At 62.8% G+C, this 24,640-nt stretch carries 25 protein-coding genes; 12 read left to right on the top strand and 13 right to left on the bottom strand.

Annotated elements, in window-relative coordinates:
• Positions 1–69: 69 nt before the first annotated feature.
• The 7 genes from NAO55_RS06595 (at position 70) to nudC (ending at position 7,947) form a co-directional block, all read left to right on the top strand.
• Positions 70–840: a class I SAM-dependent methyltransferase gene (locus tag NAO55_RS06595; RefSeq protein ID WP_063540625.1), complete on the top strand. Its 771-nt coding sequence runs from the start codon at positions 70–72 to the stop codon at positions 838–840.
• 34 nt (positions 841–874) lie between these two features.
• A complete protein-coding gene (gene rnhA / locus NAO55_RS06590) occupies positions 875–1,330 on the top strand; it encodes a ribonuclease HI (RefSeq protein WP_063540624.1) in 456 nt (151 codons plus the stop codon).
• Between the two features lie 14 nt (positions 1,331–1,344).
• Positions 1,345–2,070 carry a DNA polymerase III subunit epsilon gene (gene dnaQ / locus NAO55_RS06585; RefSeq protein WP_102841005.1) on the top strand — a complete coding sequence of 242 codons (726 nt, stop codon included), beginning with the start codon at positions 1,345–1,347 and terminating at the stop codon, positions 2,068–2,070.
• A gap of 84 nt (positions 2,071–2,154) precedes the next feature.
• Complete coding sequence (locus NAO55_RS06580; protein WP_102841006.1) at positions 2,155–4,407, top strand: Orn/Lys/Arg family decarboxylase; 2,253 nt, start codon at positions 2,155–2,157, stop codon at positions 4,405–4,407.
• Between the two features lie 177 nt (positions 4,408–4,584).
• Entirely contained in the window at positions 4,585–5,397 is an 813-nt protein-coding gene (locus NAO55_RS06575) for a crotonase/enoyl-CoA hydratase family protein (protein ID WP_102841007.1), read from the top strand.
• 37 nt (positions 5,398–5,434) lie between these two features.
• Complete coding sequence (locus NAO55_RS06570; RefSeq protein WP_102841008.1) at positions 5,435–7,117, top strand: FimL-related protein; 1,683 nt, start codon at positions 5,435–5,437, stop codon at positions 7,115–7,117.
• Positions 7,117–7,947, top strand: a complete 831-nt coding sequence (gene nudC, locus NAO55_RS06565) for an NAD(+) diphosphatase (protein WP_102841009.1) — start codon at positions 7,117–7,119, stop codon at positions 7,945–7,947. Before NAO55_RS06570 ends, nudC begins: the two co-directional genes overlap by 1 nt.
• Here the strand turns inward: nudC and NAO55_RS06560 are convergent.
• Complete coding sequence (locus NAO55_RS06560) at positions 7,915–8,700, bottom strand: TSUP family transporter (protein ID WP_102841010.1); 786 nt, start codon at positions 8,698–8,700, stop codon at positions 7,915–7,917. The genes nudC and NAO55_RS06560 overlap by 33 nt on opposite strands.
• Before the next feature lie 190 nt (positions 8,701–8,890).
• Here NAO55_RS06560 and NAO55_RS06555 point away from each other — a divergent pair, with 190 nt between their 5' ends.
• Entirely contained in the window at positions 8,891–9,538 is a 648-nt protein-coding gene (locus NAO55_RS06555; protein WP_102841011.1) for a hypothetical protein, read from the top strand.
• A 57-nt stretch (positions 9,539–9,595) separates the two neighbouring features.
• Here NAO55_RS06555 and NAO55_RS06550 read toward each other — a convergent pair whose 3' ends face one another.
• From NAO55_RS06550 to NAO55_RS06535, 4 genes are all read right to left on the bottom strand, one after another.
• Entirely contained in the window at positions 9,596–10,363 is a 768-nt protein-coding gene (locus NAO55_RS06550; protein ID WP_102841012.1) for an SDR family oxidoreductase, read from the bottom strand.
• A 56-nt stretch (positions 10,364–10,419) separates the two neighbouring features.
• Positions 10,420–11,487 (bottom strand): phosphotransferase family protein, encoded by a 1,068-nt coding sequence (locus NAO55_RS06545; protein ID WP_102841013.1) that lies wholly within the window; start codon positions 11,485–11,487, stop codon positions 10,420–10,422.
• A 207-nt stretch (positions 11,488–11,694) separates the two neighbouring features.
• Positions 11,695–12,009, bottom strand: coding sequence for an SCP2 sterol-binding domain-containing protein (locus NAO55_RS06540; protein ID WP_003296758.1), 315 nt, complete (start codon positions 12,007–12,009; stop codon positions 11,695–11,697).
• 59 nt (positions 12,010–12,068) lie between these two features.
• The gene (locus NAO55_RS06535) at positions 12,069–12,767 is read right to left on the bottom strand and encodes a histidine phosphatase family protein (RefSeq protein ID WP_102841014.1); all 699 of its coding nucleotides are present in this window, start codon (positions 12,765–12,767) and stop codon (positions 12,069–12,071) included.
• 178 nt (positions 12,768–12,945) lie between these two features.
• Here NAO55_RS06535 and sohB point away from each other — a divergent pair, with 178 nt between their 5' ends.
• Positions 12,946–13,968: a protease SohB gene (sohB, locus tag NAO55_RS06530; RefSeq protein WP_102841015.1), complete on the top strand. Its 1,023-nt coding sequence runs from the start codon at positions 12,946–12,948 to the stop codon at positions 13,966–13,968.
• Between the two features lie 14 nt (positions 13,969–13,982).
• A complete protein-coding gene (locus NAO55_RS06525) occupies positions 13,983–14,975 on the top strand; it encodes a YhdH/YhfP family quinone oxidoreductase (protein WP_063540612.1) in 993 nt (330 codons plus the stop codon).
• A gap of 266 nt (positions 14,976–15,241) precedes the next feature.
• Here NAO55_RS06525 and NAO55_RS06520 read toward each other — a convergent pair whose 3' ends face one another.
• From NAO55_RS06520 to NAO55_RS06485, 8 genes are all read right to left on the bottom strand, one after another.
• Entirely contained in the window at positions 15,242–15,742 is a 501-nt protein-coding gene (locus NAO55_RS06520) for a DUF934 domain-containing protein (protein WP_063540611.1), read from the bottom strand.
• Positions 15,726–17,384 (bottom strand): nitrite/sulfite reductase, encoded by a 1,659-nt coding sequence (locus NAO55_RS06515; protein WP_102841016.1) that lies wholly within the window; start codon positions 17,382–17,384, stop codon positions 15,726–15,728. Before NAO55_RS06515 ends, NAO55_RS06520 begins: the two co-directional genes overlap by 17 nt.
• 341 nt (positions 17,385–17,725) lie before the next feature.
• On the bottom strand, positions 17,726–17,941 hold the full coding sequence (locus NAO55_RS06510) for a DUF2970 domain-containing protein (protein WP_063540609.1): 216 nt from the start codon (positions 17,939–17,941) through the stop codon (positions 17,726–17,728).
• A gap of 146 nt (positions 17,942–18,087) precedes the next feature.
• Positions 18,088–18,618 carry an Hsp20/alpha crystallin family protein gene (locus NAO55_RS06505; RefSeq protein ID WP_102841017.1) on the bottom strand — a complete coding sequence of 177 codons (531 nt, stop codon included), beginning with the start codon at positions 18,616–18,618 and terminating at the stop codon, positions 18,088–18,090.
• A 148-nt stretch (positions 18,619–18,766) separates the two neighbouring features.
• A complete protein-coding gene (locus NAO55_RS06500; protein WP_102841018.1) occupies positions 18,767–19,216 on the bottom strand; it encodes a 3-phosphoshikimate 1-carboxyvinyltransferase in 450 nt (149 codons plus the stop codon).
• A 28-nt stretch (positions 19,217–19,244) separates the two neighbouring features.
• Complete coding sequence (locus NAO55_RS06495; RefSeq protein WP_102841019.1) at positions 19,245–20,555, bottom strand: leucine-rich repeat-containing protein kinase family protein; 1,311 nt, start codon at positions 20,553–20,555, stop codon at positions 19,245–19,247.
• 91 nt (positions 20,556–20,646) lie between these two features.
• Complete coding sequence (locus NAO55_RS06490; protein WP_102841020.1) at positions 20,647–21,675, bottom strand: RNA methyltransferase; 1,029 nt, start codon at positions 21,673–21,675, stop codon at positions 20,647–20,649.
• 22 nt (positions 21,676–21,697) lie between these two features.
• Entirely contained in the window at positions 21,698–22,846 is a 1,149-nt protein-coding gene (locus tag NAO55_RS06485; RefSeq protein WP_102841021.1) for an MFS transporter, read from the bottom strand.
• Positions 22,847–23,304: 458 nt separating this feature from the next.
• Here NAO55_RS06485 and NAO55_RS06480 point away from each other — a divergent pair, with 458 nt between their 5' ends.
• Together NAO55_RS06480 and NAO55_RS06475 are read left to right on the top strand one after the other, a co-directional pair.
• Positions 23,305–23,604 carry a DUF1883 domain-containing protein gene (locus tag NAO55_RS06480; RefSeq protein WP_013982886.1) on the top strand — a complete coding sequence of 100 codons (300 nt, stop codon included), beginning with the start codon at positions 23,305–23,307 and terminating at the stop codon, positions 23,602–23,604.
• Between the two features lie 41 nt (positions 23,605–23,645).
• Positions 23,646–24,635, top strand: a complete 990-nt coding sequence (locus NAO55_RS06475; RefSeq protein ID WP_102841022.1) for a DMT family transporter — start codon at positions 23,646–23,648, stop codon at positions 24,633–24,635.
• Positions 24,636–24,640: the final 5 nt, after the last annotated feature.

The following is a 24,640-nucleotide window of genomic DNA, read 5'->3' as shown; positions in this document are numbered from 1 at the left end:
GTCCCAAGGAAATCTTGACCCTGATCGAACCCAGCGCCCTGCGAGCCCGCGGGCAAACGGAGCCGAGCGATGAACGAGCGACCGTCCACTCAAGCCAGCGACCATTGGCTGTCGATGATCAACCAGGCGTCCGACTGGTTTGCCGGCCCCTTGGGCCAGCAGCTGCTAGTACAGGAAAAGCAGGTCCTGACCGACGAGCTGGCCCGTTGCTTCGGCAGCTATCTGGTGCACAACGGCCCATTTGCCGGCGAACCGGTGCAGCCGCAAAACATCAAACGTAGCGTTCGCCTCGGTGCACCGCTGCCGGGTGTGGAAATCCACTGCGAGGAACAGGCCTGGCCGCTCGGCGAGCATGCCGCCGACGTGGTGGTCTTGCAGCACGCGCTGGATTTCAGCCTTTCGCCACACGGCCTGTTGCGTGAAGCAGCGCGTGGCGTGCGTCCCGGTGGACACCTGTTGATCGTCGGCATCAATCCCTGGAGCGCCTGGGGGCTGCGTCATCTGGTGTCGCGCGAGGGCTTTCGCCAGGCCCGCTGCATTCGCCCGTCGCGGGTTGGTGACTGGTTGAACCTGCTGGGGTTCGCGCTGGAGAAACGCCGCTTTGGATGCTATTGTCCGCCGCTTTCCTCGAGCGACTGGCAGGCGCGATTGTCGCGTCTGGAAACCGTTGGGCAACAGCTGCAGGCGCCAACCGGCGGCTTCTATCTGCTGGTAGCGCGTAAGTTGATGATAGGCCTGCGGCCATTGCGCCAGGAACGTCGCGAGCGGATGGGCAAGTTGCTGCCGATGCCGGTAGCCAAGATCAGTCGCCGCGATGCCGAGCACCATCGGCTGCCGTAATGTCTGTCGCCGCCAAAACGAGTAAGCAATCTACATGAGCGACGATTGGGTCGAGATTTATACCGACGGTGCCTGCAAGGGTAATCCTGGGCCCGGTGGCTGGGGCGCGCTGCTTGTGTACAAGGGCGTCAAACGGGAACTCTGGGGCGGTGAGCCGGACACCACCAACAATCGCATGGAACTCATGGCCGCCATTCGCGCGCTCGCCGAGCTGAAACGTCCGTGCAAGGTGCGGCTGGTGACGGATTCGCAATACGTCATGCAGGGCATCAACGACTGGATGCCCAACTGGAAGAAGCGCGGCTGGAAGACGGCAAGCAAGCAGCCGGTGAAGAATGCCGACCTCTGGCAGCAGCTCGACGAGCAGGTCAGTCGTCATGAAGTGAGCTGGCAGTGGGTTCGCGGGCATACCGGGCACCCAGGTAACGAGCAGGCCGACTTGCTGGCCAACCGCGGTGTGGTTCAGGCCAAACGACAACCTATTGTGTAAGTGAGCGAAATGACATGCGCAGCGTAGTACTCGACACCGAAACCACCGGTATGCCGGTTGCCGATGGGCACCGGATCATCGAGATCGGTTGTGTCGAGGTCATCGGCCGCCGTCTGACCGGGCGTCATTACCATGTCTATCTGCAGCCCGATCGCGAGGTGGACGAGGGGGCGATAGCGGTTCACGGCATTACCAACGAGTTCCTCACCGACAAGCCGCGTTTTCGTGACATCGCTGACGAGTTCTTCGAGTTCATCAAGGACGCGCAGCTGGTCATCCATAACGCGGCGTTCGACCTTGGCTTCATCAATAACGAGTTCGCCCTGCTTGGTCAGCAGGATCGCGCCGAGATCACCGACCACTGCACGGTGCTCGATACGCTGCTGATGGCGCGCGAGCGGCATCCTGGTCAGCGCAACAGCCTTGACGCCCTGTGCAAGCGCTACGGCGTGGACAACTCGGGGCGCGATCTGCACGGCGCACTGCTTGATGCCGAGATCCTCGCCGACGTCTGGCTGACCATGACCGGTGGGCAGACCAATCTGTCCCTGGCTGGCGATGGCGAAAGTGCCGATGGTGGCCGGCCGCAGCCCACTCCGATCCGTCGCCTGCCGGCTGATCGGCCGCGCACGCCCGTGCTGCGGGCCAGCGATGACGAGATCGCTGCACACCTGGCGCGCATGGCGGCGATCGAAAAGGCCGCGGGCGCCACGCCGCTTTGGACGCAACTGGACGGCTGATCGCCTTCCCGCTCGGTTTCAATGCGCTGTTCCTTTGCGGCGGACACTTCTACCCTGTAGGAAGACTGTCCGCAGAGAGTGCGCATGTATAAAGATCTGAAATTCCCCATCCTCATCGTCCATCGCGACATCAAGGCCGACACCGTTGCCGGCGAACGCGTCAGGGGCATCGCCTCGGAGCTGGAGCGCGACGGCTTCAACATCCTGCCCACCGCCAGCTCCAGCGAGGGGCGCATCGTGGCATCGACCCATCACGGGTTGGCCTGCATCCTGGTGGCGGCCGAGGGGGCGGGAGACAATCAGCGCCTGCTGCATGACGTCGTTGAGCTGATTCGTGTCGCCCGGCGCCGCGCGCCGCGCCTGCCGATCTTCGCGTTGGGCGAGCAAGTGACGATCGAAAATGCGCCCGCCGAGGCCATGGCCGATCTCAACGAGCTGCGCGGACTGCTCTACCTCTATGAAGACACCGTGCCGTTTCTGGCTCGGCAGGTCGCCCGGGCGGCGCGCAACTATCTCGAGGATCTGTTGCCGCCATTTTTCCGCGCGTTGGTGCAGCACACCGGCGAGTCCAACTACTCCTGGCACACACCTGGCCATGGCGGCGGGGTGGCCTATCGCAAGAGCCCGGTCGGGCAGGCGTTCCATCAGTTCTTCGGCGAGAACACGCTGCGCTCGGATCTCTCCGTGTCGGTGCCGGAGCTCGGTTCGCTGCTCGATCACACCGGGCCGCTGGCCGCCGCGGAGGCGCGTGCCGCGCGTAATTTCGGCGCTGACCATACATTTTTCGTGATCAACGGCACCTCGACGGCGAACAAGATCGTCTGGCATTCGATGGTGGCGCGTGACGACCTGGTACTGGTCGATCGCAACTGTCACAAGTCGATCCTCCACGCGATCATCATGACCGGGGCGATACCGTTATACATGAGCCCCACGCGTAACGAGCTGGGCATCATCGGGCCGATTCCGCTGGAAGAGTTCACCCGCGAGTCGATCCAGGCGAAGATCGCCGCAAACCCATTGGCTCGCGGCCGGCCGCCGAAGGTCAAGCTGGCGGTGGTGACCAACTCCACCTACGACGGCCTGTGCTACAACGCCAACCTGATCAAGCGCACCCTGGCCGACAATGTCGAGGTGCTGCATTTCGACGAGGCGTGGTACGCCTACGCGGCATTCCATGAGTTCTACGATGGCCGTTACGGCATGGATACCCGCGAGCAGGGGCCGCTGGTCTTCACCACCCATTCGACGCACAAGCTGCTGGCCGCCTTCAGCCAGGCCTCGATGATTCACGTGCTCGACAGCCAGACCCGGCAGCTGGACCGTGATCGCTTCAACGAAGCCTTCATGATGCACATCTCCACCTCGCCGCAGTACGGCATCCTGGCCTCGCTCGACGTGGCTTCGGCAATGATGGAAGGGCCGGCGGGTCGCTCGCTGATTCAGGAAACCTTCGACGAAGCCCTGAGCTTCCGTCGCGCGTTGGCCAATCTACGCCAGCACATCGATCCGGACGACTGGTGGTTCAGTATCTGGCAGCCGCCGCGGGCCGACGGCGCCGATGGGCTGGTAACGCGGGACTGGCTGCTGGAGCCGACCGCCGACTGGCATGGTTTCGGCGATGTCGCCGATGATTACGTGCTGCTCGACCCGATCAAGGTCACCCTGGTAACGCCGGGTCTCACGGCATCCGGCTCGCTGGGCGAGAGCGGAATACCGGCTGCGGTGGTCAGCAAATTCCTCTGGGAGCGTGGTCTGGTCGTCGAAAAGACCGGCCTGTACTCGATGCTCGTGCTGTTCTCCATGGGCATCACCAAGGGTAAATGGAGCACGTTGCTGACTGAGCTGCTCGAATTCAAGCGGCATTACGACGCCAATGTCCCCCTGGTTGATGCATTACCTTCGATCGCTCGTAGTGGAGGGGCAACTTACGCCGGGATGGGGTTGCGGGATCTCTGCAATGCGTTGCATGGCTGCTATCGCGAGAACGCGACTGCGCGGGCCATGCGGCGGATGTACACGGCACTGCCGGAGCCGGCGATGACGCCGGCGCAGGCCTACGATGCACTGGTTCGTGGCGAAGTCGAGGCGGTACCGGTCGATGAGTTGGAAGGGCGCGTCGCGGCGGTGATGCTGGTGCCGTATCCGCCGGGGATCCCGCTGATCATGCCGGGCGAGCGCTTCACCGGCGAGACTCGCTCGATTCTTGATTACCTTGTCTTCGCCCGCGATTTCGCCGAGCGCTTTCCTGGGTTCGATGCGGATGTCCATGGTTTGCAGCACGAAGTGGGGGCCAGCGGCAGCGAGTACACTGTCGACTGCATTCGCCGGGAATGAGCGGTCGTCGAGCGGGCCGTCTAGTACGGTACGAACAGGTCGCTCAACGGCGTGGTCTGTATCACATCGTCTGCAACCACATTCACTCGTCGTGACGCCAGTTGTTATAGTTGCCCACCGTCGTGCGGCTTGCCTCCGACACGATGCCCCTGCGCCCTTGCTGTCGAGGATGATAGCGTGACCGAATACAAAGCCTTCCGTGTAGAGTTGGCGGACAAGATCGCCCGGGTCGAGATCAACCGGCCCGAGAAGATCAATGCGATGGATGCCGCCTTCTGGACGGAGATCATCGATATCTTCAACTGGGTCGATGCCACCGACGAGGTGCGCGTCGTGGTCCTCAGCGGGGCCGGCGACCATTTCTCGTCGGGCATCGACCTGCAGCTGCTGGCCTCGGTCGGCAGCCAGCTGGGCCGTGATGTCGGACGCAACGCCGAGCAGCTGCGCCGCAAGATCCTGTCCCTGCAGGCCTCGTTCAACGCCGTCGACCACTGTCGAAAGCCTGTCATCGCGGCGATCCAGGGCTACTGCCTGGGTGGCGCCATCGACCTCATCTCCGCCTGCGACATGCGCTACAGCACGGTAGGGGCGAAATTCTCGATCAAGGAGATCGACATGGGTATGGCCGCCGATGTCGGAACCTTGCAGCGCCTGCCTCGCATCATCGGCGATGGCATGATGCGCGAGCTGGCTTTTACCGGTCGCACGATCGACGGTGAAGAGGCGCGCAGCATTGGCCTGGTCAATCGCACCTATGCCGACCAGCAGGCTCTGATGGATGGCGTGCTTGAGCTGGCCCGCGACATCGCCAGCAAATCGCCGGTCGCCATCCGCGGTACCAAGGAAATGATCCGCTACATGCGCGATCATCGCGTCGACGATGGTCTCGAATACATCGCCACCTGGAATGCGGCGATGCTGCAGTCGGCCGACATCAAGGTGGCCATTGCCGCTCACATGAGCAAACAGAAGCCGGACTTTGCCGACTGATGCGCCATCATACGTTTGCGCGGGAGGCGCACTAGGCATGGTTACTGGAGCAACTTCTCTCGGTCTGGTCCGTGACGAGCTTTTCGCCACCATGGAGGAGGCCGAGCAGAGCCTCGAGCATTTCATCATCGATCGCAACAACGGCGGCTTGTTGCAACAGGCGGTCGAGAATCTCAAGCAGGTACGCGGCACGCTCAATTTGATCGAGCTGACCGGCGCCGAACTCCTCGCACAGGAAATCCTGCAACTGGCCACCGACATTCCCGTCGGCGCGGGCGAAGACCGTGACGTTCAGCTCGCTGCGCTGAGCAACGCACTCTATGTACTGCGCCGCTACCTGGAGAGCGTCGATGCCAGTCGTCAGGAGATTCCTGAACTGTTGCTTCCGGCGATCAATGCGTTGCGTCAGGCCTGCACCCAGCCTCCGTTGCCGGAGAGCTTCTTCTTCAGCGTTCGGCTCGACCATGCGCGGCCCGCGACAGAGGTGCCGCCGCGGCCGGGCGGCGCACCGGCGGCCGAAGCGCGGCGACTACGTCAGATGTATCAGGTCGGCCTGCTCGGCTTCATTCGCGAAGAGAACCTGCCTGCCAGCCTGAAACTCATGGGACGCGCGTTGTCGCGCCTCGATCACCTTTTCATCGAAACGCCAGCCAGTCGGCTGTGCTGGATCGGCAGCGCGGCCCTGGAGTCTCAGCTGGATGGCCAGCTCTTGCCACGCAAGTCGCGCAAGCAGCTGTTCTCCAGGCTCGATCGTGAGCTCAAGCAGGTACTCGGCAATCCTGCATACGAGGCGCCACGTAGCCTGCTGAAGGAGCTGTTGTACGTCGTAGCGTTGGCCGACAGCAAAGGACCGCTCGCAAGCCAGGTGCGCCAGGTCTTCTCGCTGAGCCCGCTGCCCTTTACCGACCATCTGCTCGAGGATGAGTCACAGCGCCTCGCAGGTCCCGGCCAGGCTGTCATGCGCTCGTTGTCCTCGGCGATCCGCGAAGAATTGGCGAGCCTTAAAGATCTGCTGGATCTGATCGAGCGGGGTACCGCCCAGGCAGAGGCCTATTCAAACCTGCACAACCTGCTGGGCAAGCTGGCCAAGACCCTGGGCATGGTTGGTCTGTCCTCGGCAGCGAGCACGCTGCAGGTGCAACTTGGCGACGTGTCCGGCTGGAGCCTGGAACGCACGCCTGACCCTGAAGTGATCCAGCGTCTGGCCGATGCGGTGCTTTACGTCGAGAGCATGGTCGCCAGCCTGGAGCGCGGGGACCGACGGGAGAACAAGCCTCAGGTCGCCCGACCGGGCATGGAGGCGGAAGCCTTCGCCAACCACCAGCTGACCGAAGCCTGCATCGTGGTGATCGACGAGGCGACCGCAGGACTGGCGCTGGCCAAGCGTGCCATCACCGCCTACCTCGAGTCGAACGGGGAAAAGCTGCATTTGGCCAACGTGCCGTTCAGTCTGCAGGCCGTCCGAGGCGGCTTGCGCTTCCTCGAACAGGAACGGGCCGCCGAGCTGATCGGTGCCTGTGCCGATTTCATTCAGAAACATATGCTCGAGTCGAACCAGATGCCACCCGAACAGCTGCTCGAGACCCTCGCCGACGCCTTGACCAGCCTCGAGTACTACCTTGAGGGTGGTGCCGTCCTGCGGCGCGATGATTCGCGCCTCAGTGTGCTCGATCTGGCCAGCGAGAGCGTACGCGCGCTGGGTATGCCGGTCGCCGCCTGATGAGTCTGCGCTGGCAGGCGGCGCTGCTCGACCCCTCGCTGGCGGGGGGCTGGGCGGTGGTGCATTGCCGGCAACAGTTTCTGGTCGACGACAGTGGCGTGCTGTTTCCACGGGACTGGCTCAAGCGTCTGGAGCTGCCGCTGCTGAGCGAGCAGGGACTCGGGCATTTCGATGGCGAGCCGGTCTTTCTCTTCGAACTGGACTTTCCCGCTGAAGTGCCTGGTGCGCGTTGGCAGGGGCTGCGTCAGTTCATGCAGCAGGCCGACCAGGACCTGTTTCGCCTGCTCGGCTACGCCACGCAGATCGGCACCTGGGTCAGCCAGCATCGCTTCTGCGGCAGTTGCGGCTCGCGCATGCAGGCGCGAGCTGGTGAGCGCGCCATGTACTGTCCAGCCTGTGGCGTTCAGCACTACCCACGGCTTTCGCCCAGCATGATCGTTCTGGTTACCCGTGGTGACGAGCTGCTGCTGGCGCGTTCACCGCGCTTCGCAGTCGGCGTCTACAGTACGCTGGCCGGCTACGTGGAGCCGGGTGAGTCGGTCGAGCAGTGTGTGGCACGTGAAGTGCGGGAAGAGGTTGGGGTGGAAATTCACTCGCCGCAGTACATTGCCAGCCAGGGCTGGCCGTTTCCCCATTCCCTCATGCTTGGGTTCCACGCCGAATATGCCGGCGGCGAGATCGTCCCGCAGCCCGAAGAAATCGAGGATGCACGCTGGTTTCATATCGACAACCTGCCGGCGTTGCCCGCGCGCCAGTCAATCGCGCGCTATCTGATCGAGCTGTACCTGGCTCGTCGGCTAGGCCGCCCCGAACCAGTGCTGCCAGGCTAGGCGCAGGCTCATCGCAAGTACCACGAGGATGAACACCGGGCGGATGAAGCGAGAGCCGCCGCCGATGGCCGTGCGTGCGCCGAAGTAGGCGCCTGCCATCAGCGCCAGCCCCATACCGATCCCCAGTACCCAGGCGACATGCCCACCCACGATGAACACCGCCAGCGCCACGGCGTTGCTGACGAAGTTCATCGTTCGCGCCAGCCCACTGGCCCGCAACAGGTCGAGGGGATAGAGCAGCATGCTGCTGACGGTCCAGAAAGCGCCCGTGCCGGGCCCAGCGACGCCGTCGTAGAAACCGAGCGAGAGACTCTGCGGCCACTGCCGTCGACGACCGATTTCAGCTGCATCACCGGCAGCCTTCGCCGGCACTTTGCTGAACAGCAGGTAGATGCCGCAGGCGGACACCACTAGCGGCAGCAGCTGATTGAGCCAGCTTGCCGGCATGTATTGCGCGAGCAATGCACCGAGCGCTGCGCCAACGGCGGTGCCGAGCAGCGCTCGTCGCCACAGACCCGGCTCGAAAAGCCGGCGTCGGTAGAAGGTGTAGCTCGCGGTCGCCGAACCAAAGGTGGCGCACAGTTTGTTGGTCCCCAGCACCAGGTGCGGTGGCAGACCTGCCGTCAGCAATGCAGGAATCGTCAGCAGTCCACCGCCGCCGGCAATGGCGTCGATGAACCCAGCGGTGAAGGCGACTGCGAAAAGTAACAACAATATTGATGGATCGAGCGCGAGCTCAAGTGCGAAGGGCATACAGGTCTCGCTGAGCAAAGGGACAGCGGAGAATAATGCCGCGGTCGCGACCGCGGAAGTGGCGACAACATGAACTATCAGAAGATCGAGCAAGAACAGTACCGCCGCGTGACCGCCATCCCATGCCGGCTCTGGCTGCCTGGGCGGGGGCCGCGGATAATATCGCACCCAATGAAAAGGACGCTTGGTTATGCAATATCTTGGGCTTGCGATCGTGGTTGCCGTGCTGGCAGTGATCGTGTTGCTGGTGGCGCTGCGCTTGTTGCTGGGGGGGCAGTGGCTGATGGGTTGGCTGAGGGGCACCTGCGGCTTTCTGGCTCTCGCCCTTGCCGGTCTGATTGGCCTGATCGGCTACGACATCAGTACCTATGCGGCGCTTCCGGATGCGCGGGCGCTGGCGACCCTGCGCTTTCAGGCCGTAGGACCGCAGCGTTATGAGGTCATCCTGGAACAGGAAAAAACAACCCGAACGTACGTGCTTGAGGGCGATCTTTGGCAACTCGACCTGCATGTGCTTCGCTGGAAAAGTCTCGCTGAGCTTATCGGGCTGGAGTCGGGCTACCGCCTGGAAAGACTCTCCGGACGTTACTTGGCGGTGGAACAGCAGAACCTGGCGCGTCATGCGCAGGTTGAGCTGAGTGAGAAGCTGCTGGGGGTGGATATCTGGCAGTCGCTGCAGCTGGAACGGCGCAACTTGCATTTCCTCGAGCCGCAAGTGTTACGCGTCGATTACATGCCGATCGCCGATGGCGCCAGCTATGCGGTGGAGCTTGCACCGACCGGCCTGCTGGCCAGGCCGTTGAACGCAGCGGCGACCGAAGCGTTGAAGAACTGGTAAGCGTGCAGATAACAAAAGGGAGCCATTCCGGCTCCCTTTTTCATTTGGCTGGTCGGATCAGGCCAGATAGCCGCCATCGACATTGAGCGACACGCCGGTGGTGTAGCTCGATGCCTCGCTGGCCAGGTAGAGCACAGCGCCGGCCATCTCGCTCGGCTGGGCAACGCGGCTCAGCGGAATGTGCTGCAGGGCCATCTGCAGGATCGAGTCGTTCTTGACCAGTGCCGAAGCGAACTTGGTGTCGGTCAGCCCGGGCAGCAAGGCGTTGCAGCGAATGCCGAACTGGGCACACTCCTTCGCGAACGCCTTGGTCATGTTGATCACGGCGCCCTTGGTGATCGAATAGATCCCCTGGAAGTTGCCTGGCGAAACACCATTGATGGACGCGACGTTGATGATGCTGCCGCCGCCGTGCTCGCGCATCAGCTTGCCGGCCTCGACGGACATGTAGAAATAGCCGCGAATGTTCACGTCGACGGTCTTCTGGAAGGCCGATACGTCAGTGTCCAGCACATGGCAGAACTGCGGGTTGGTGGCGGCATTGTTGACCAGGATGTCGAGGCGGCCGAACTGCTCGCGGATCTGCGCGAACACGGCCTGAATCTGCTCCAGCTCGCCAATGTGGCAGGCCACCGGGGTGGCCTTTCCGCCAGCCGCGACGATGGCATCGGCGACCGCCTGGCAGCCTTCGATCTTGCGGCTGGAGACGATTACGTGGGCGCCTTGCTGGGCGAGCAGTTTGGCGATCGCCTCGCCGATACCGCGGCTGGCGCCGGAAACGAAGGCGATCTTGCCGTCTAGGTCGAACAGGGTGGTCTTGGACATGGTCGTTCCTCTTTCTTGTTCGTTTCTGTGGCAGGCCACAGACGGATTGGGTGGGGTCAGAGCTTCGATTGCCCGATAACTTGCAGTGCCTTTTGCTCGAGAAGCTTGTTCATGTGGATGAACTGGGCAAAACGCTTGTCCTGGGTCTGGCCGTGATGGAAGCGGTAATAGATCTGTTGGACGATTCCGGCCAGGCGGAACAGGCCGTAGGTGTAGTAGAAGTCGATGCAGGGGATCTCGATGCCGGCGCGCTGGGCGTAGTAATCGACGAAGCCCTGGCGGGTGAGCATGCCGGGCAGGTGACTCGGCTGGCGGCGCATCGCCTGCATCGGCTGGGGATCGTCGGCTTCGATCCAGTAGGCCAGGGTGTTGCCCAGATCCATCAGCGGATCACCGATGGTGGTCATTTCCCAGTCCAGCACGCCGATGATCTCCATCGGGTTGTCCGGATTGAGAATGACGTTGTCGAAGCGGTAGTCGTTGTGAATGATCCCGGGTTTTGGGTGGTCGGCCGGCATCTTGTCCTTCAGCCAGGCCTTGACCGCTTCCCAGGCCGGCGCGTCAGGGGTCATGGCGCGCTCGTAGCGTTCGCTCCAGCCTTCGATCTGGCGCCTCACGTAGCCTTCCGGCTTGCCCAGATCGCCGAGCCCGCAGGCCTGGTAGTCGACGTTATGCAGCTCGACGAACTTGTCGATAAAGCTCTCGCACAGGGCGCGGGTCTGGGATTCGTCGAAGTTCAGCTCAGGTGGCAGTTCCGAACGCAGGATGATGCCGTTGACGCGCTCCATCACGTAGAACTCGGCGCCGATCACCGATTCATCGGTGCAGTAGACATATGCCTTGGGGCAGTAGGGGAACCCAGCGTTGAGCTGATTGAGAATGCGGTACTCGCGGCCCATATCGTGAGCGGACTTGGCCTTGTGGCCGAACGGCGGGCGGCGCAGCACCAAGTCCAGGCCGGGGTATTGCAGCAGGTAGGTCAGGTTCGACGCGCCGCCGGGGAACTGGGAAATCTGCGGTGTTCCGTCCAGTCCCGGGATATGTGCCTTCAGGTACTTGTCGATGACATCGGCGGGCAATTCCTCACCCGTGCGGACAGGGGTGCTTTGATCTGTAAGCGCCATTGTTATCCCTTCTGCTTATGTTTGGTGCCCAAGATGATTCAACAATCTAATGCTCGCGGTGCCTGATACCAAGTGCGGCTGGCCGTTATTGGCCGGCGTGTTGCCTGTCAATCAAGCTGCCTGATCCGCCATTCACGGATACGTTGGACATAAAAAAACCGAAGTCGGGACTTCGGTTTTTCGTGTCTCTCGACCGCCGCCTGAGATTCAGGCCGGGAAGAGCTCGCTGAGCTTCAGGGCCAGCATCATGTCGCCTTCGGCGCGCAGCTTGCCGCCCATGAAGGCCTGCATGCCGTCGGTCTCGCCGCTGACGATGCCCTGCATGGTTTCGCTGTCCATGATCAGGGTGACGTTGGCATCGCTGGACTCGCCCTGCTGCAGATCACAGGTGCCATCCTTGACGACCAGGTAGTAGTTCTCGGCATCGGTGATATTGAACTGGAACACCAGATCCAGGCCGGCGGCGGCGCTGGGGTTGAACTTCGACTGCATGCCTTTGAAGGTTTCGGCGACGTTGCTCATGAGGGTTTCCTTTTTGCTCGTTATGGTTACACGCAGCTTTGGGCCGCTTGGGGCTGGGCTCATCTATGGGTGATGAGCTCCGGATTCTTTAGAAGTTGCAGATGCGCATGACTGTTGAATGACGCGAGCGCGACGTCACGCTCACGAAACTTCAGCAGGCTGAGCGACGTATTGACGATCTGCCAGTTCATTTCGAACGCCTTGATCGGCGGTACGCCTATGATCAGCTGCAGCAGCGCGGTAATGGTTCCACCGGAGGTGAAGATGGCGATGCGGTCGCGCTTGTCGGCCCGCTCGAGCACGCGCTCCAGGCCACCGCTTACGCGATCGAGGAAATGCTGCCAGCTCTCCAGTTCGTCTTTCTCGTGTTCGCCGGAAATCCAGCGGTGCACCACATAGGTGAAAAGTCTCTGGAAGTCGGCACGGTGATCGGCGGCATTGCGCAGGATATGCATGGCGTTGGGCTCGACCTTCAGCAGGTCGGGCAGGTGGGCGCGGATCACCGCGTCGGCATGGAATTCGTTGAAGGCCGCATCGATTTCGACATCGGGTTGCGGACCGAGCCGCGCCAGGGTCGCTCTGGCCGTGTCCTGCTGGCGATCGAGTTCGCCACTGAGGCAGCGATCGAAGCTCACGCCGAGTTGCGCCAGGTAATCGCCCAGCGCTTCGGACTGGCGATAACCCAGGGGAGACAGCACGTCATAGTTTTCTGCGCCGAAAGACGCCTGACCATGTCTGATCAGGTAGATACTGCCCATGCTGCTGCTCCGGCCGGCACTGTTTTTTCGCGAGGGTAGGGACATCGTTCCGGAGTGTCAACGATAATTCGAACGTTTGTTTGAATCCCGCCGGCTGGCTCAGTCAAGGGGCCATCGGTATGCTGGCGGCTCGGCGTCAAGAGCTGCGGCGGCGCCTGAAACTCATCGAGGGGGATACGTGGAATTTCTTGTCGACTACGCCAGCTTCCTGGCCAAGACCGTCACGCTGGTGGTGGCTATCGTGATCGTGCTCATCGCGCTCGCTTCCATGCGGCGCGGACGCAGCAAACAGGGTTGTGGGCATCTGGAGGTGCACAAGCTCAACGAATTCTACAAATCCATGCGCGAGCGCCTGGAGCAGGCGGTGCTGGAAAAGGACGAGTTCAAGGCGTTGCGCAAGCGTGAGGCGAAGGCGGCCAAGCAGACGAAGAAATCGGAGACGTCCGCACGTGTGTTCGTGCTCGATTTCGACGGCGACATCCGTGCATCGGCGGTGGAAAACCTGCGCCATGAGATCACCGCGTTGCTGACCATGGCGACGCCTCAGGATGAGGTGGTACTGCGTCTGGAAAGTGGCGGCGGCATGGTCCACGGCTACGGTCTGGCTGCCTCGCAGCTGGTGCGCATCCGCGATGCCGGTGTGCCGCTGACCGTTTGCGTCGACAAGGTCGCGGCGAGCGGTGGCTACATGATGGCTTGCATCGGCAACCGTATCCTCACGGCGCCGTTCGCAATCCTTGGCTCCATCGGCGTGGTAGCGCAGCTGCCCAATGTGCACCGCTTGCTGAAGAAACACGACGTGGACTTCGAGGTGCTCACCGCTGGCGAATACAAGCGCACCCTCACCGTATTCGGCGAGAACACCGACAAGGGGCGGGAGAAATTCCAGGAAGACCTGGAAACCACGCACGAGCTGTTCAAGAACTTCGTTGCCCGCTATCGCCAGAACCTGTCGATCGACGATGTCGCGACGGGTGAGGTCTGGCTGGGCATTGCAGCGCTGGGCAAGCATCTGGCGGACGAGCTCAAGACCAGCGATCAGTATCTTGCCGAGCGCGCGCAGGAGGCTGAACTCTTCCAGCTGCATTACGTACAGAAGAAGAGCCTGCCGGAGCGTTTCGGCATGGCGGCCAGCACGATCATGGAGCACGGCTTGCTGAAAGGCTGGAGCCGGCTGAACGAACAACGTTTTTGGCAATGACAAGGGGAACCGCGATGAGCAGCTTCAAGGCACTACAAGTCAGCGAGAGCGAAGGTGGGCGCTTCGAATCGAAGATTGTCGAGCGAGCCACCGACGACCTACCAGCCGGTGAGGTGCTCATCCGGGTGCGTTACTCCTCGCTGAACTTCAAGGACGCGCTTTCCGCCAGCGGCAATCGTGGCGTGACCCGCTCTTACCCACACACCCCGGGGATCGATGCCGCCGGTGTCGTGGCCTCGTCCAGCGTGGCCGAGTTCGCCGAAGGCGATGAAGTGATCGTCACCGGCTATGACCTGGGCATGAATACCGCCGGCGGCTTCGGTCAATACATCCGGGTTCCGGCCGCCTGGGTCATCAAGCGTCCGCAGGGACTGTCACTACGTGACGCGATGATACTCGGCACAGCCGGCCTGACTGCCGCACTCTGTGTCGACAAGCTGGAACAGGCTGGTCTCGAGCCGGGAGACGCGCCGGTGCTGGTGACCGGTGCGACCGGCGGTGTCGGCAGCATTGCGGTGGCGTTGCTGGCCAGCCTCGGCTACAAGGTGGCTGCCGTGACCGGCAAGGCCGACCAGGCCGATTTCCTGACCCGCCTCGGGGCCACGCAGATCGTCGAGCGTGCTGCGCTGCAGGCCGGCGTCGAGAAAGCCTTGCTGAAGGAGCAGTGGAATGGTGCGGTGGATACCGTGGGCGGCGACATCCTGTTCAATGTGGTCAAGTCACTGCAGCGTGGCGCCAGCGTAGCCTGCTGTGGCCTTACTGCCGGCACGCATTTCCAGGCCAGCGTACTGCCGTTCATCCTTCGCGGCGTGAACCTGCTGGGCGTGGATTCGGTGGAGATTCCGCTGGTGGTCAAGGCCTCCATGTGGGACAAGCTGTCGTTGCAATGGAAGCTGGCCAATCTCGATGAGCTGGCCCATGAGATCAATCTGGAGCAACTGCCGGAGGCCATCGAGCGCATCCTGGCGGGCGGTCAGGTCGGGCGCGTGCTGGTGCGTCTGGATTGAGGGGTAACGAAGCCTCGCCTGGTCAATCGGTACGATAGCGGCAATGAATTTCCTCGGGCGCTGTGTTTGGGCGAATCTATCGCCACTCCTGACCGCAACCGAGGAAATCGCTCATGAAAAAGCTGGCCGAAAAGATCAAACAGATCGCTTCCGGAAAAAAGACCGCTGTAGTGCCGGTACCGGTCGAGCATCCGAATTTCTGGATGTACCAGTGACCCCAACGAAAAGCCCGCCAATAGGCGGGCTTTCTTTTGCTGGCGTTGTCGTCAGATCTGACGGCGACGGAACAGCGGGCGCTCGTCGTCGGCTGCGGCCTGATAGGTCACGGAGAAGTCCTTGAGACCTTCCAGGGCATCGACGGGATCGCGATCGGCGCGGATGGCGAAAGCGTCGAAGCCACAGCGGCGCATGTAGAACAGCTGGTCGCGCAGCACATCGCCGATGGCGCGGATCTCACCCTTGTAACCGTAGCGCTCACGCAGCAGGCGCGCGCTGGAGTAGTGACGACCATCGGTGAAGCTCGGGAAGTTCAGCGCGATGACCTGGAAGTACTGCAGGTCGTCAGCGATATCTTCCACCTGCTCATGGGCATCGAGCCACACACCCAGGCCACCGTCACGGGCTTTGAGCGCATGGGCATGATCGAGCCACAGGTGCAGCGGCACGATCAGATCGTCGCTGTTGCACAGGTCGTCCAGGGTCTGCTCCTTGGGGAGCAGGTGCCAGGTTTCGTCGACCAGCTGGTCGTTCTTAATGATTCGCTGCATAGACGCGCTCCTTGAAGGGATCAATGCCGATGCGGCGGAAAGTATCGATGAACTGCTCATCTTCGGTACGCTGCTCCACGTAGACGGTGATGATCTTCTCGATGACGTCAGGCATCGCATCCTGGGCGAAGGACGGGCCGAGTATCTGGCCGAGGCTGGCGTCGCGGCCGGAGCTGCCGCCCAGCGAGACCTGGTAGAACTCGGCGCCTTTCTTGTCCACGCCGAGGATGCCGATGTGGCCGACATGGTGATGGCCACAGGCGTTCATGCAACCGGAGATGTTCAGGTCGATGTTGCCCAGATCGAACAGGTAATCGAGGTTGTCGAAGCGCCGCTGGATGGCTTCGGCGATCGGAATCGATTTGGCGTTGGCCAGGGAGCAGAAATCGCCGCCCGGGCAGCAGATGATGTCGGTCAGCAGACCGATGTTTGGCGTGGCCAGGCCCAGTTCGCGCAATTCGTGCCACAGCTCGAACAGCCTGGCCTGTTCGACGTCGGCCAGGATCATGTTCTGCTCGTGGGAGTTGCGCACCTCGCCGAAGCTGTAGCGATCGGCCAGATCGGCGATGGCGTCGAGCTGCTTGTCGGTGACATCGCCCGGCGCAACGCCGGTTGTCTTCAGCGACATGGTGACTGCTGCATAGCCGGGCTTCTTATGCGCGACCACGTTGCGCTGGCGCCAGCGAGCGAAACCGGGATGCTCGGCGTCCAGCTCGGCGAGGGCGGCGTCCTGATCTTGCAGAGCCTTGTACTGCGGATCGACGAAGAACTTGCTGACACGCTGAACTTCAGCTTCGGTCAGGGTGGTCGGGCCATCCTTCACATGCGCCCACTCCGCGTTGACGCGCTCTGCGAATACTTCAGGCGTCAGCGCCTTGACCAAGATCTTGATGCGCGCCTTGAACTTGTTGTCGCGGCGGCCGTATCGGTTGTAGACCCGCAGGATCGCATCGAGGTAGCTCAGCAGGTGCTGCCACGGCAGGAATTCGTTGATGAAGCTGCCGACGATCGGAGTGCGACCGAGGCCGCCACCGACCGAAACGCGGAAGCCCAGCTCGCCTGCGTCGTTCTTTACTGCTTCCAGTCCAATGTCGTGCACTTCGATCGCGGCGCGATCGCTCACGGCGCCGTTGACCGCAATCTTGAACTTGCGCGGCAGGAAGGCGAATTCGGGATGGAAGGTGGACCACTGACGGATGATCTCGCACCACGGCCGTGGATCGATCAGCTCGTCCTTGGCCACACCGGCGAACTGGTCGGTGGTGGTGTTGCGGATGCAGTTGCCGCTGGTCTGAATGGCGTGCATCTGCACGGTGGCCAGCTCGGCGAGGATCTCGGGTACGTCTTCCAGTTCAGGCCAATTGAACTGCACGTTGGTCCGGGTGCTGATATGGGCATAACCCTTGTCGTAGCGACGGGCGATCTCGGCCAGCTTGCGCACCTGCGTCGAGGAAAGCAGACCGTACGGCACGGCGATGCGCAGCATCGGCGCATAGCGCTGGATGTACAGGCCGTTCTGCAGACGCAGTGGGCGGAACTCCTCATCAGCGAGTTCGCCAGCCAGGAAGCGGCGGGTCTGGTCGCGGAACTGCCGGACCCGATCCTCGATGATGTGTTGGTCGTACTGGTCGTAAACGTACATAAATGTCCTGTTCTCAGGCTGCTACAGCTTTCGCGCGCACGGCCGCGCACCCATTTAGGGAGGGCGGCACGATACCAGCTAGTTGTTATGCGCAAAAGTGATGTTTGGGAATATGTTTAGAACTAAACCAAGCGAAATGAACTTACGGCCGACGCACCTTGAGCGACCCCGATCCCTGGTCTTAACTGCGTGAAGAGAGGCTGCCGATCGAAGCTGTTAGAGGAGAAGTCACGTGAGAAATGACCAGCGCGACAGTGTAGTGGACGCCGCGGCTATATTTGCCTTGATCATGCTCGCCGTGGGTACCGCGATATTCTGGGTCAGTCACCAGTAGCCGTGGCCTACAGGCCCGCGAGGTAAAGCACGAGCTTCACCACGCCCAGGACGATCAGTACGAACAGTACGGTGAACCCGACGCCTAGGATGATGAAATGACTCGGCTTGCCGTGGCGGAAGTCTCTTGCCCGATTCTTGCCACTCTGCACGCCTAATGCCGCAGCCAGCACGCTGCCGAGCATTTGCCGCAGTGTCAGGTTCTTTTCCTGCTCATCGTTCATGGCTGCCTCGGTTCAGGGTTTTCCGAAGTCTAGTCGAGCGATTCGAGGTTGGCGGAGCGTAAGCAAATACCGATGAGGATCGCTGACCGCGCGGGGTCAGCGAATAGAGCAGGGCCGACAGAACTGGCAGCCGGCCGTTTTGCTGGTTATTCGGCCTTGACTGAGATGGTTTTCGCAGCGTCGCTGGTGCCGGGTTGCTTGGGCAGTGAAACGCGCAATACACCTTTGCCGAACTTGGCATCGATCTTCTCGCGGTCAACCCCGTCCGGTAGGGCGAAACTGCGCTGGAAACTGCCGTAGGAGCGCTCGGACAGGTGATAGCCGTCCTTGTCCTCCTTGTGTTCCTGGCGCTTCTCTCCCTTGATCACCAGGCTGTTGCCGACCAGCTTCACCTCGACGTCCTTTTCGTCCAGGCCGGGCAGCTCGGCGGTGATCTCGAACGAGTTTTCCTTCTCGACCACGTCCACCGCCGGCATACGGCTGGGACCGCCCTGCCAGAGAGGTGTGGTTTCAAGGCCATGGCGGCTGAACGGCAGATGCCAAGGCCGATCGAATTCGTCGAAGAGGCGGTCGACCTGTCGACGCAGGGTGTCGAAGGGGCGCCACGGGTCTTGTGGTGCCGTCGGCACCTTCTTTTCATCCGTACTGACTGCAGGTTTGTTCGAAGCGTCGTTCATTTCACAAACTCCTGTAGAAGCTCGGGAAGGTCAGAGCGCATCTAGTTTTCTGCCAAAGCACGGATCGCGGTTTGATTCCGATCAACCCCGATCCACTCTGCGGACGCCATTCAGCGTTGCGCCCTGGCAATCGCCAAGGCGCCGGAGGTCAGAGGCTCTCCTTGAACCAGTCCCAGAGTCCGAGGGAAAAATCGGGGAACAGATTGATGCCCAGCGCGGATTTGAGCAGGTAGAGGATTACCAGCCCGACCAAGGCGGAAAACAGCAGGAAGAGAGTCGCCAGCGCTGCCTTGGCCATCAGCGAAAGGTTCTGCTGTGGCCGCGTTAGGTTGCGCTTGTTGCGCCCGGCGACAATCGCGAAATAGTAGTGGTTGCGCCATAGCCGCACCGTGCCGCGCAGGTCGACTCGGTGCTTGACCCAGGAGCGCGCGCCGAACACCCCGCGCAATGCCGCCAGCTGCTCTTCATTGAACGAATCACGCAGGTGCGCAGGGAGGCGCTGCTTGAGCCCGCGAACGAATGGGTCCTGATCCAGCGGAGTGTCGGCGTAGGGCTTGGGGTAGGGCGAGCGCGGCTCGTCCGCTTCGGGTGAGGTCATGGCTGTGTAGTCGCTCCGGTAATGCGCGTCAGAGCGCGGCGAGAAGGCTATGCAGACGGTCGAAGTCCGGTCGCTGCTCGATGCTGTCGTTCAGGCAGTGTCGTTGCAGATCCAGCAGGACATGCTGACGTGGATCGGTGTCCGGGCAGCGTTGCAGCAATTCTTCCAGCAGGCAACCGAAAGCGCGGGCTTCGATGCGCTTGAGGCGCTGTCCGGCTGCGCTGTCCGGCTCGAAGAAGGAGGCCGCGCCGAAATCGCTGAGCAGGCAGGCGCCACTCGGGTCGACCAGCAGGTTGTGAGCATAGAGGTCGCCATGCAGGATGCCGCGGCGGTGCAGGTGAGCGACGACGGACGCGACGCCGCTGGCGATGCGCAGGACCTGTTCGAGGGTGAAGCGCTGCTCGGCGCCATAGCAGTCCCGCGTGCAGCTGGCCAGCGAGGGCGGGTTGGCCAGCGGCTGGAAGTCAGGAGCGACGAGATCCATCAGCAGGCCGGGTGTCCGTTCGGCGTGGTCGGCAAGCGGGCCGGCGACGTCGATCAGATTGGCATGGCTGCCGGCCGCCACGCAAGCAGCCATCTCGCTATGGGGCAGGCCATCGCTGGTGACGTGGCCTTTGAACAGCTTCGCCGCCATCGGGCGCGACGCTTGGCCGGGCACCTGCCATTGCGCGCGATGGATGACGCCGGAGGCACCCTGGCCCAGCTGTTCATGCAGTACGACTTGCGCCCGAGCAATCGCTGGCAGCGAGTGACGTGCGAGGCTCGCGGCCTCGTTGGCATCGCTGAAGGGGTTTCCGGCGAAGGCCAGCCAGCTCAGGCGCGGCAATGTCAGCAGCCAGTCGGGCAGCACCTGCAGCCGGTTGGCGGCGATGCGCAACAGCTCCAGGTTGGTGCACTCGGAAAGGGTCGGCGGCAACTTGGTCAATTGGTTGCCGGCGAGCATCAGCTTTTGCAAACGCTGACAGTTGCCGATCTCTTCGGGCAGGGCCTGCAGCTGGTTGTCGGTGAGGATCAGCCAGCGCAGGGCCGGCGGCAAGGAATCGGCAGGCAGATGACGAATACGGTTGGCCTTGAAGCCGACCATTTCCAGCTGTGCGCAATCGCCGAGACACTCCGGCACCTCGGTGAACGGGTTGTCCGAGCAGAACAGGATACGCAGCTTGCGCAGACGGGATAGGTCGGCCGGCAGGCTGTCGAGCTGGTTGCCCGAGAGGTTCAGCACTTCCAGCGTATCGGCGAGGCCGAAGATCGCGTCGGGAAAGGCGTCAAGGCCGGCGGAAAGATCAAGGCGGCTGATGCCGGCCAGTTCGCCACGTTCGAGTTGTTCCAGGGTATGCATGCGGTGTTGCGCTTTCCTTGCTGAGATGAACACCGAAACGGCGTCTGCTACAGCGCTCCGACAGCCGTTGGCGAGGTGGGTTCAGGCCCGATCAGCGCGGCCGCCTGCGGCTGAGCACCTGCTCGGCGCGGGCGCGCAGCTGGCCGCAGCCGCCATCGATATCCTGGCCGGCCGAATTGCGCACCTTGGTCAGCACGCCGCGGCTGTGCAGATAGCGCACGATCTGCACGATGCGCTCACCCTCAGGCCGCTGGTACGCGTCGTCTTCCAGGCTGTTGTAGGGGATCAGGTTCATCACCGCGTACTTGCCCTTGAGCAGGCGCAGGATGCCGTCCATTTCCTCCTGGTTGTCGTTGATGCCCTTGAGCAGCGTCCACTGATACTGGATCGGGAAGCCTGTCGCGCGGGCGTAGCTCTCGCCAAGCTCGACCAGTTCGTCCGGGGCGATCTGCGGTGCGCGCGGCAGCAGCGCCTGGCGCAAGGCACCGTCGGTACTGTGCAGCGACAGCGCCAGGGCCGGCTTGACCCGTTGCTGCGGCAGGCGCTCGAACACGCGCAGGTCGCCGACGGTGGAAAACACCAGGTTCTTGTGACCGATGCCGCCCTCGGTACCGAGCAGGTCGATCGCCTCGAGCACGTTGTCGAGGTTGTGCGCCGGTTCGCCCATGCCCATGAACACTACCTTCTTCACCGGGCGGAAGCGGCGGGCGAGGGCGACCTGAGCAACGATTTCGGCACTGCCCAGCTGGCGCAGCAGGCCGCTCTTGCCGGTCATACAGAACACGCAGCCCACCGCGCAGCCGACCTGGCTGGACACGCACAGCCCGTCGCGCGGTAGCAGCACGCTTTCCACCATCTGCCCATCGCCAAGCTCCACCAGCAGTCTTGCCGAACCATCGGCGGCCGGGTGCTCGGAGCGCAGGCGGGCCAGTGCATCGATCTCGGCGCTTAGCGCTGGCAGACCTTCGCGCACGCTCAGCGGCAGGAAGTCCTCGGCCTGCTGCTGGCGCCGCCCGACATCGAGCGGCAGGCCCTTGAGCCAGGCGCGGGTCATCCGCCCGATATGACGGGGCTTGGCGCCGATATCGGCGAGGCGTTGCTGGAAGTCTGGGATGCGCATAGGGCGCGCATTCTAGCCGGGCTCACGTTGCGAAGCGACGGCAGAACGGCACGATACCCAGCAGCAGGACGGCGAGCAGCGCGAAGGCCATGCCCAGCGAGCTGAAATGGGCGACCACACCCATCATCGCCGGGCCGGCGAGCACGCCGGCAAAGCCGATGGTGGTGGCGACGGTGACGGCCAGCTGCACCGGCATGCCGTCCTGCCGGCTCAACGAGGAGATCAGCACGGGCGAAACGTTGGCGCACCCCAGGCCGCACAGCCCATAGCCGACCAATGCCAGCGCCCAGTGCTCGGCGGTCAGGCTCAGACCGATGCCGAATGCCGCCAGCATGCCGCCGAAGGCGATGACCCGCGCCGTGCCGAGGCTGTTCACCAGCGGAGCGCCAGCGAAACGGGCGATGGTGACCATCAGCGCGAACGCCGCATAGCCGAGGCCGCCTCTGGCGACTTCCAGGCCTTTCTCACCGGTCAGATAGAGCGCGCTCCAGTCCAGCACGGCGCCTTCGGCGAGGTAGACGACGAAACACATCAGGCCGACCAGCATCACCAGTCCGGTCGGGCGGACGAAGGCGAGGCCGCCACCGGGCGCCCGATTCGGCAGGTAGCCGCGAGCAATGGCCAGGTTCGCCGCCACGATCACGCCGATCATCATGAAACTACCGGCCTCCGGTGCGAGACCCAGGCTCAGTAGGCCGGTCAGCACCAGCGCGCCAGTGATGGCGCCAAGGCTGTACATGCCGTGGAAGTTGGACATCAGCCGGCGCCCGACAGCGGTTTCCACCAGCACCGCCTGAATGTTCATGATGACGTCGATGACGCCCAGGCTGCCGCCGAAGCAGAACAGCGCCAGGCCCAACCACCAGATCGACTCGGTCAGCGCCATGCCGGCCAGCGCCAGGGCCAGCAGCGCGACACTGCACAGCTGCACCGGGCGAATGCCCCAGCGGGCCACCAGGACGCCGGAAATGGGCATCCAGGTCAGCGAGCCGATCCCGATGCACAGCAGCAACAGACCGAACACCGCATCGGTCATCTCGATGCGTTCACGGACATAGGGCACCAGCGGCGCCCAGACGGAAAGGCCGAACCCGGCCATGAAGAAACCGCAACGGGTCGCGTTGCGCACGATGGGGGCATCAATCTGAACGGTGTTACGAACCGCGAACATGGGCGGCGGACCTCGATAAGCAGGAAATGGATGTGCAGGAAAAGGCGCGACTGAGCGCCATCACCACACGGCCAGCAATCCGGTATCGAAGAGAAACAGCAGCCGACTTCCTGCGGGCAGGCTGACAGAGCAGGGGCGTGACGTGCTGTACATGGCAGGAAGCAGACTTTCGGACAGGTCGGCAGAGCATACACAACCCGGTCCGTAGGACAACCCGCTCGCAGCGAGCGCGGCCAATCCCGGCGCATCAGGCCCAGGGCGATTCCCAGGGCGATGCCTATGCCGATACCTGCGCCTATGTCGCCCATCCAGATGCCGATGGTCACGCCGAGCAGGATGCCCAGGATCAGCCACTTCGGCTTCATGGCCTTGCGCGGTCCGGGGCTGTCGGCAGGCCGGTTCCAGCGATATGCATGCTATCGTTCTCCGCTTTGCCCCAAACCGTGTCGGAGCAGTCGATGAAGTTCATACATCAGCGCGAGCACCTTGAAGAGGGTGACATCGTCGTCATCCAGTGTTCGCAGACCTGCAATATTCGTCTGATGAACGACGCGAACTTTCGCAGCTTCAAGAATGGCGGCCGGCACACTTACCACGGCGGTGCGTTCGACCGTTTTCCAGCGAAGATCGTCGCGCCAAGCTCGGGTTTCTGGAACATCACCCTGGACACCGTCACTCGGCGCCCGATCAGCGTGACGCGCAAACCGAACCTCACCTATTCCATCAAGGTCATTCGACGGTCGGCGTCACGTTCATAGACGCCGCGCCAGCCCGAAAACCATCCCGCCGGAGCGAAGATTTGAGTCGTCGCTATCAAGAGCCCAGCCATGCGCCCACCATCAGCCGAGACGATCCGCGCGCAGGCGCGACGACGCGCGGCTATGAGCGCAAGCGTGTCACCCAGGCCCATCTCGGCATGCTGCTCTGGACGCTGTTCGTCGGGCTTTCCTTTCCCGCGGTCGGGCTGCTCAGTGACGGGCTGCCCCCGCTGCTGCTGACGGCGATGCGCTTCGGCATCGCCGCGCTGGTGCTCGCGCCGCTGGCGTGGCGCCAGAGCGATGGGCGCCCGGGCTGGCGAACCCTCTTGCTCTACGCGGCCATGGGGCTCTGCCTGGCGGGCTTCTTCGGCACCATGTTCTGGGCGGCGCATAGGGTCAGTGCACTGTCCATGGCGACCCTGTTCGTCAGCGTGCCGCTGCTGGCGTACTGCCTCGGCCGGGGGCTGGGCGTCGAACAGCGCGCGGGCAGGCTGCTCGCCATCCTCGCGCTCGGGGCGAGCGGGGCGCTGGGGCTGGCCTGGGCCGAGAATGGCGGCGACTTCTCCGGGATGCAGCTGGGCTTCGGCGAACTGGGTTTCTTCTTCGGCTGCGTCGCCTCGGCACTCTATCCGGTGCTCAGCAAATGGGGGCTGGCCAACGGGTCGTTACCGGTCCAGGCGGGCCTGCGCACCTTCTGGAGCCTGGTGGCGGGCGCTGTGCTGATCGGCCTGATGGGGGCGATATGGGAGCGACCGGCGGCGCTGCTGCACATGAATCTGCTGGACGTGCTGCTGGTGACCTACCTCGGCGTGTTCTCCAGCGCGATGACCTTCTTCCTGCAGCAGCGCGCCACCAGCGCACTAACCCCCGGGGCGGTAACGGCCTACAGCTACCTGGTGCCCTTCGTCTCGATGCTGTTGCTGTTCTTCGATCAGCCCGCGCGCATGGGTTGGCACTGGCTGCCGGGCAGCCTGCTGGTCATCCTCGCCATCGGCCTGCTGCTGCGCCGGGACGGGCAGGCAAGCCGCTGAGGCGG

The organism is Stutzerimonas frequens, assembly GCF_024448335.1.
In the GTDB taxonomy this organism is placed as follows: domain Bacteria; phylum Pseudomonadota; class Gammaproteobacteria; order Pseudomonadales; family Pseudomonadaceae; genus Stutzerimonas; species Stutzerimonas frequens.
The sequence above is the reverse complement of the archived record's forward strand: the minus strand, read 5'-3'. Positions and strand labels throughout refer to the sequence as shown.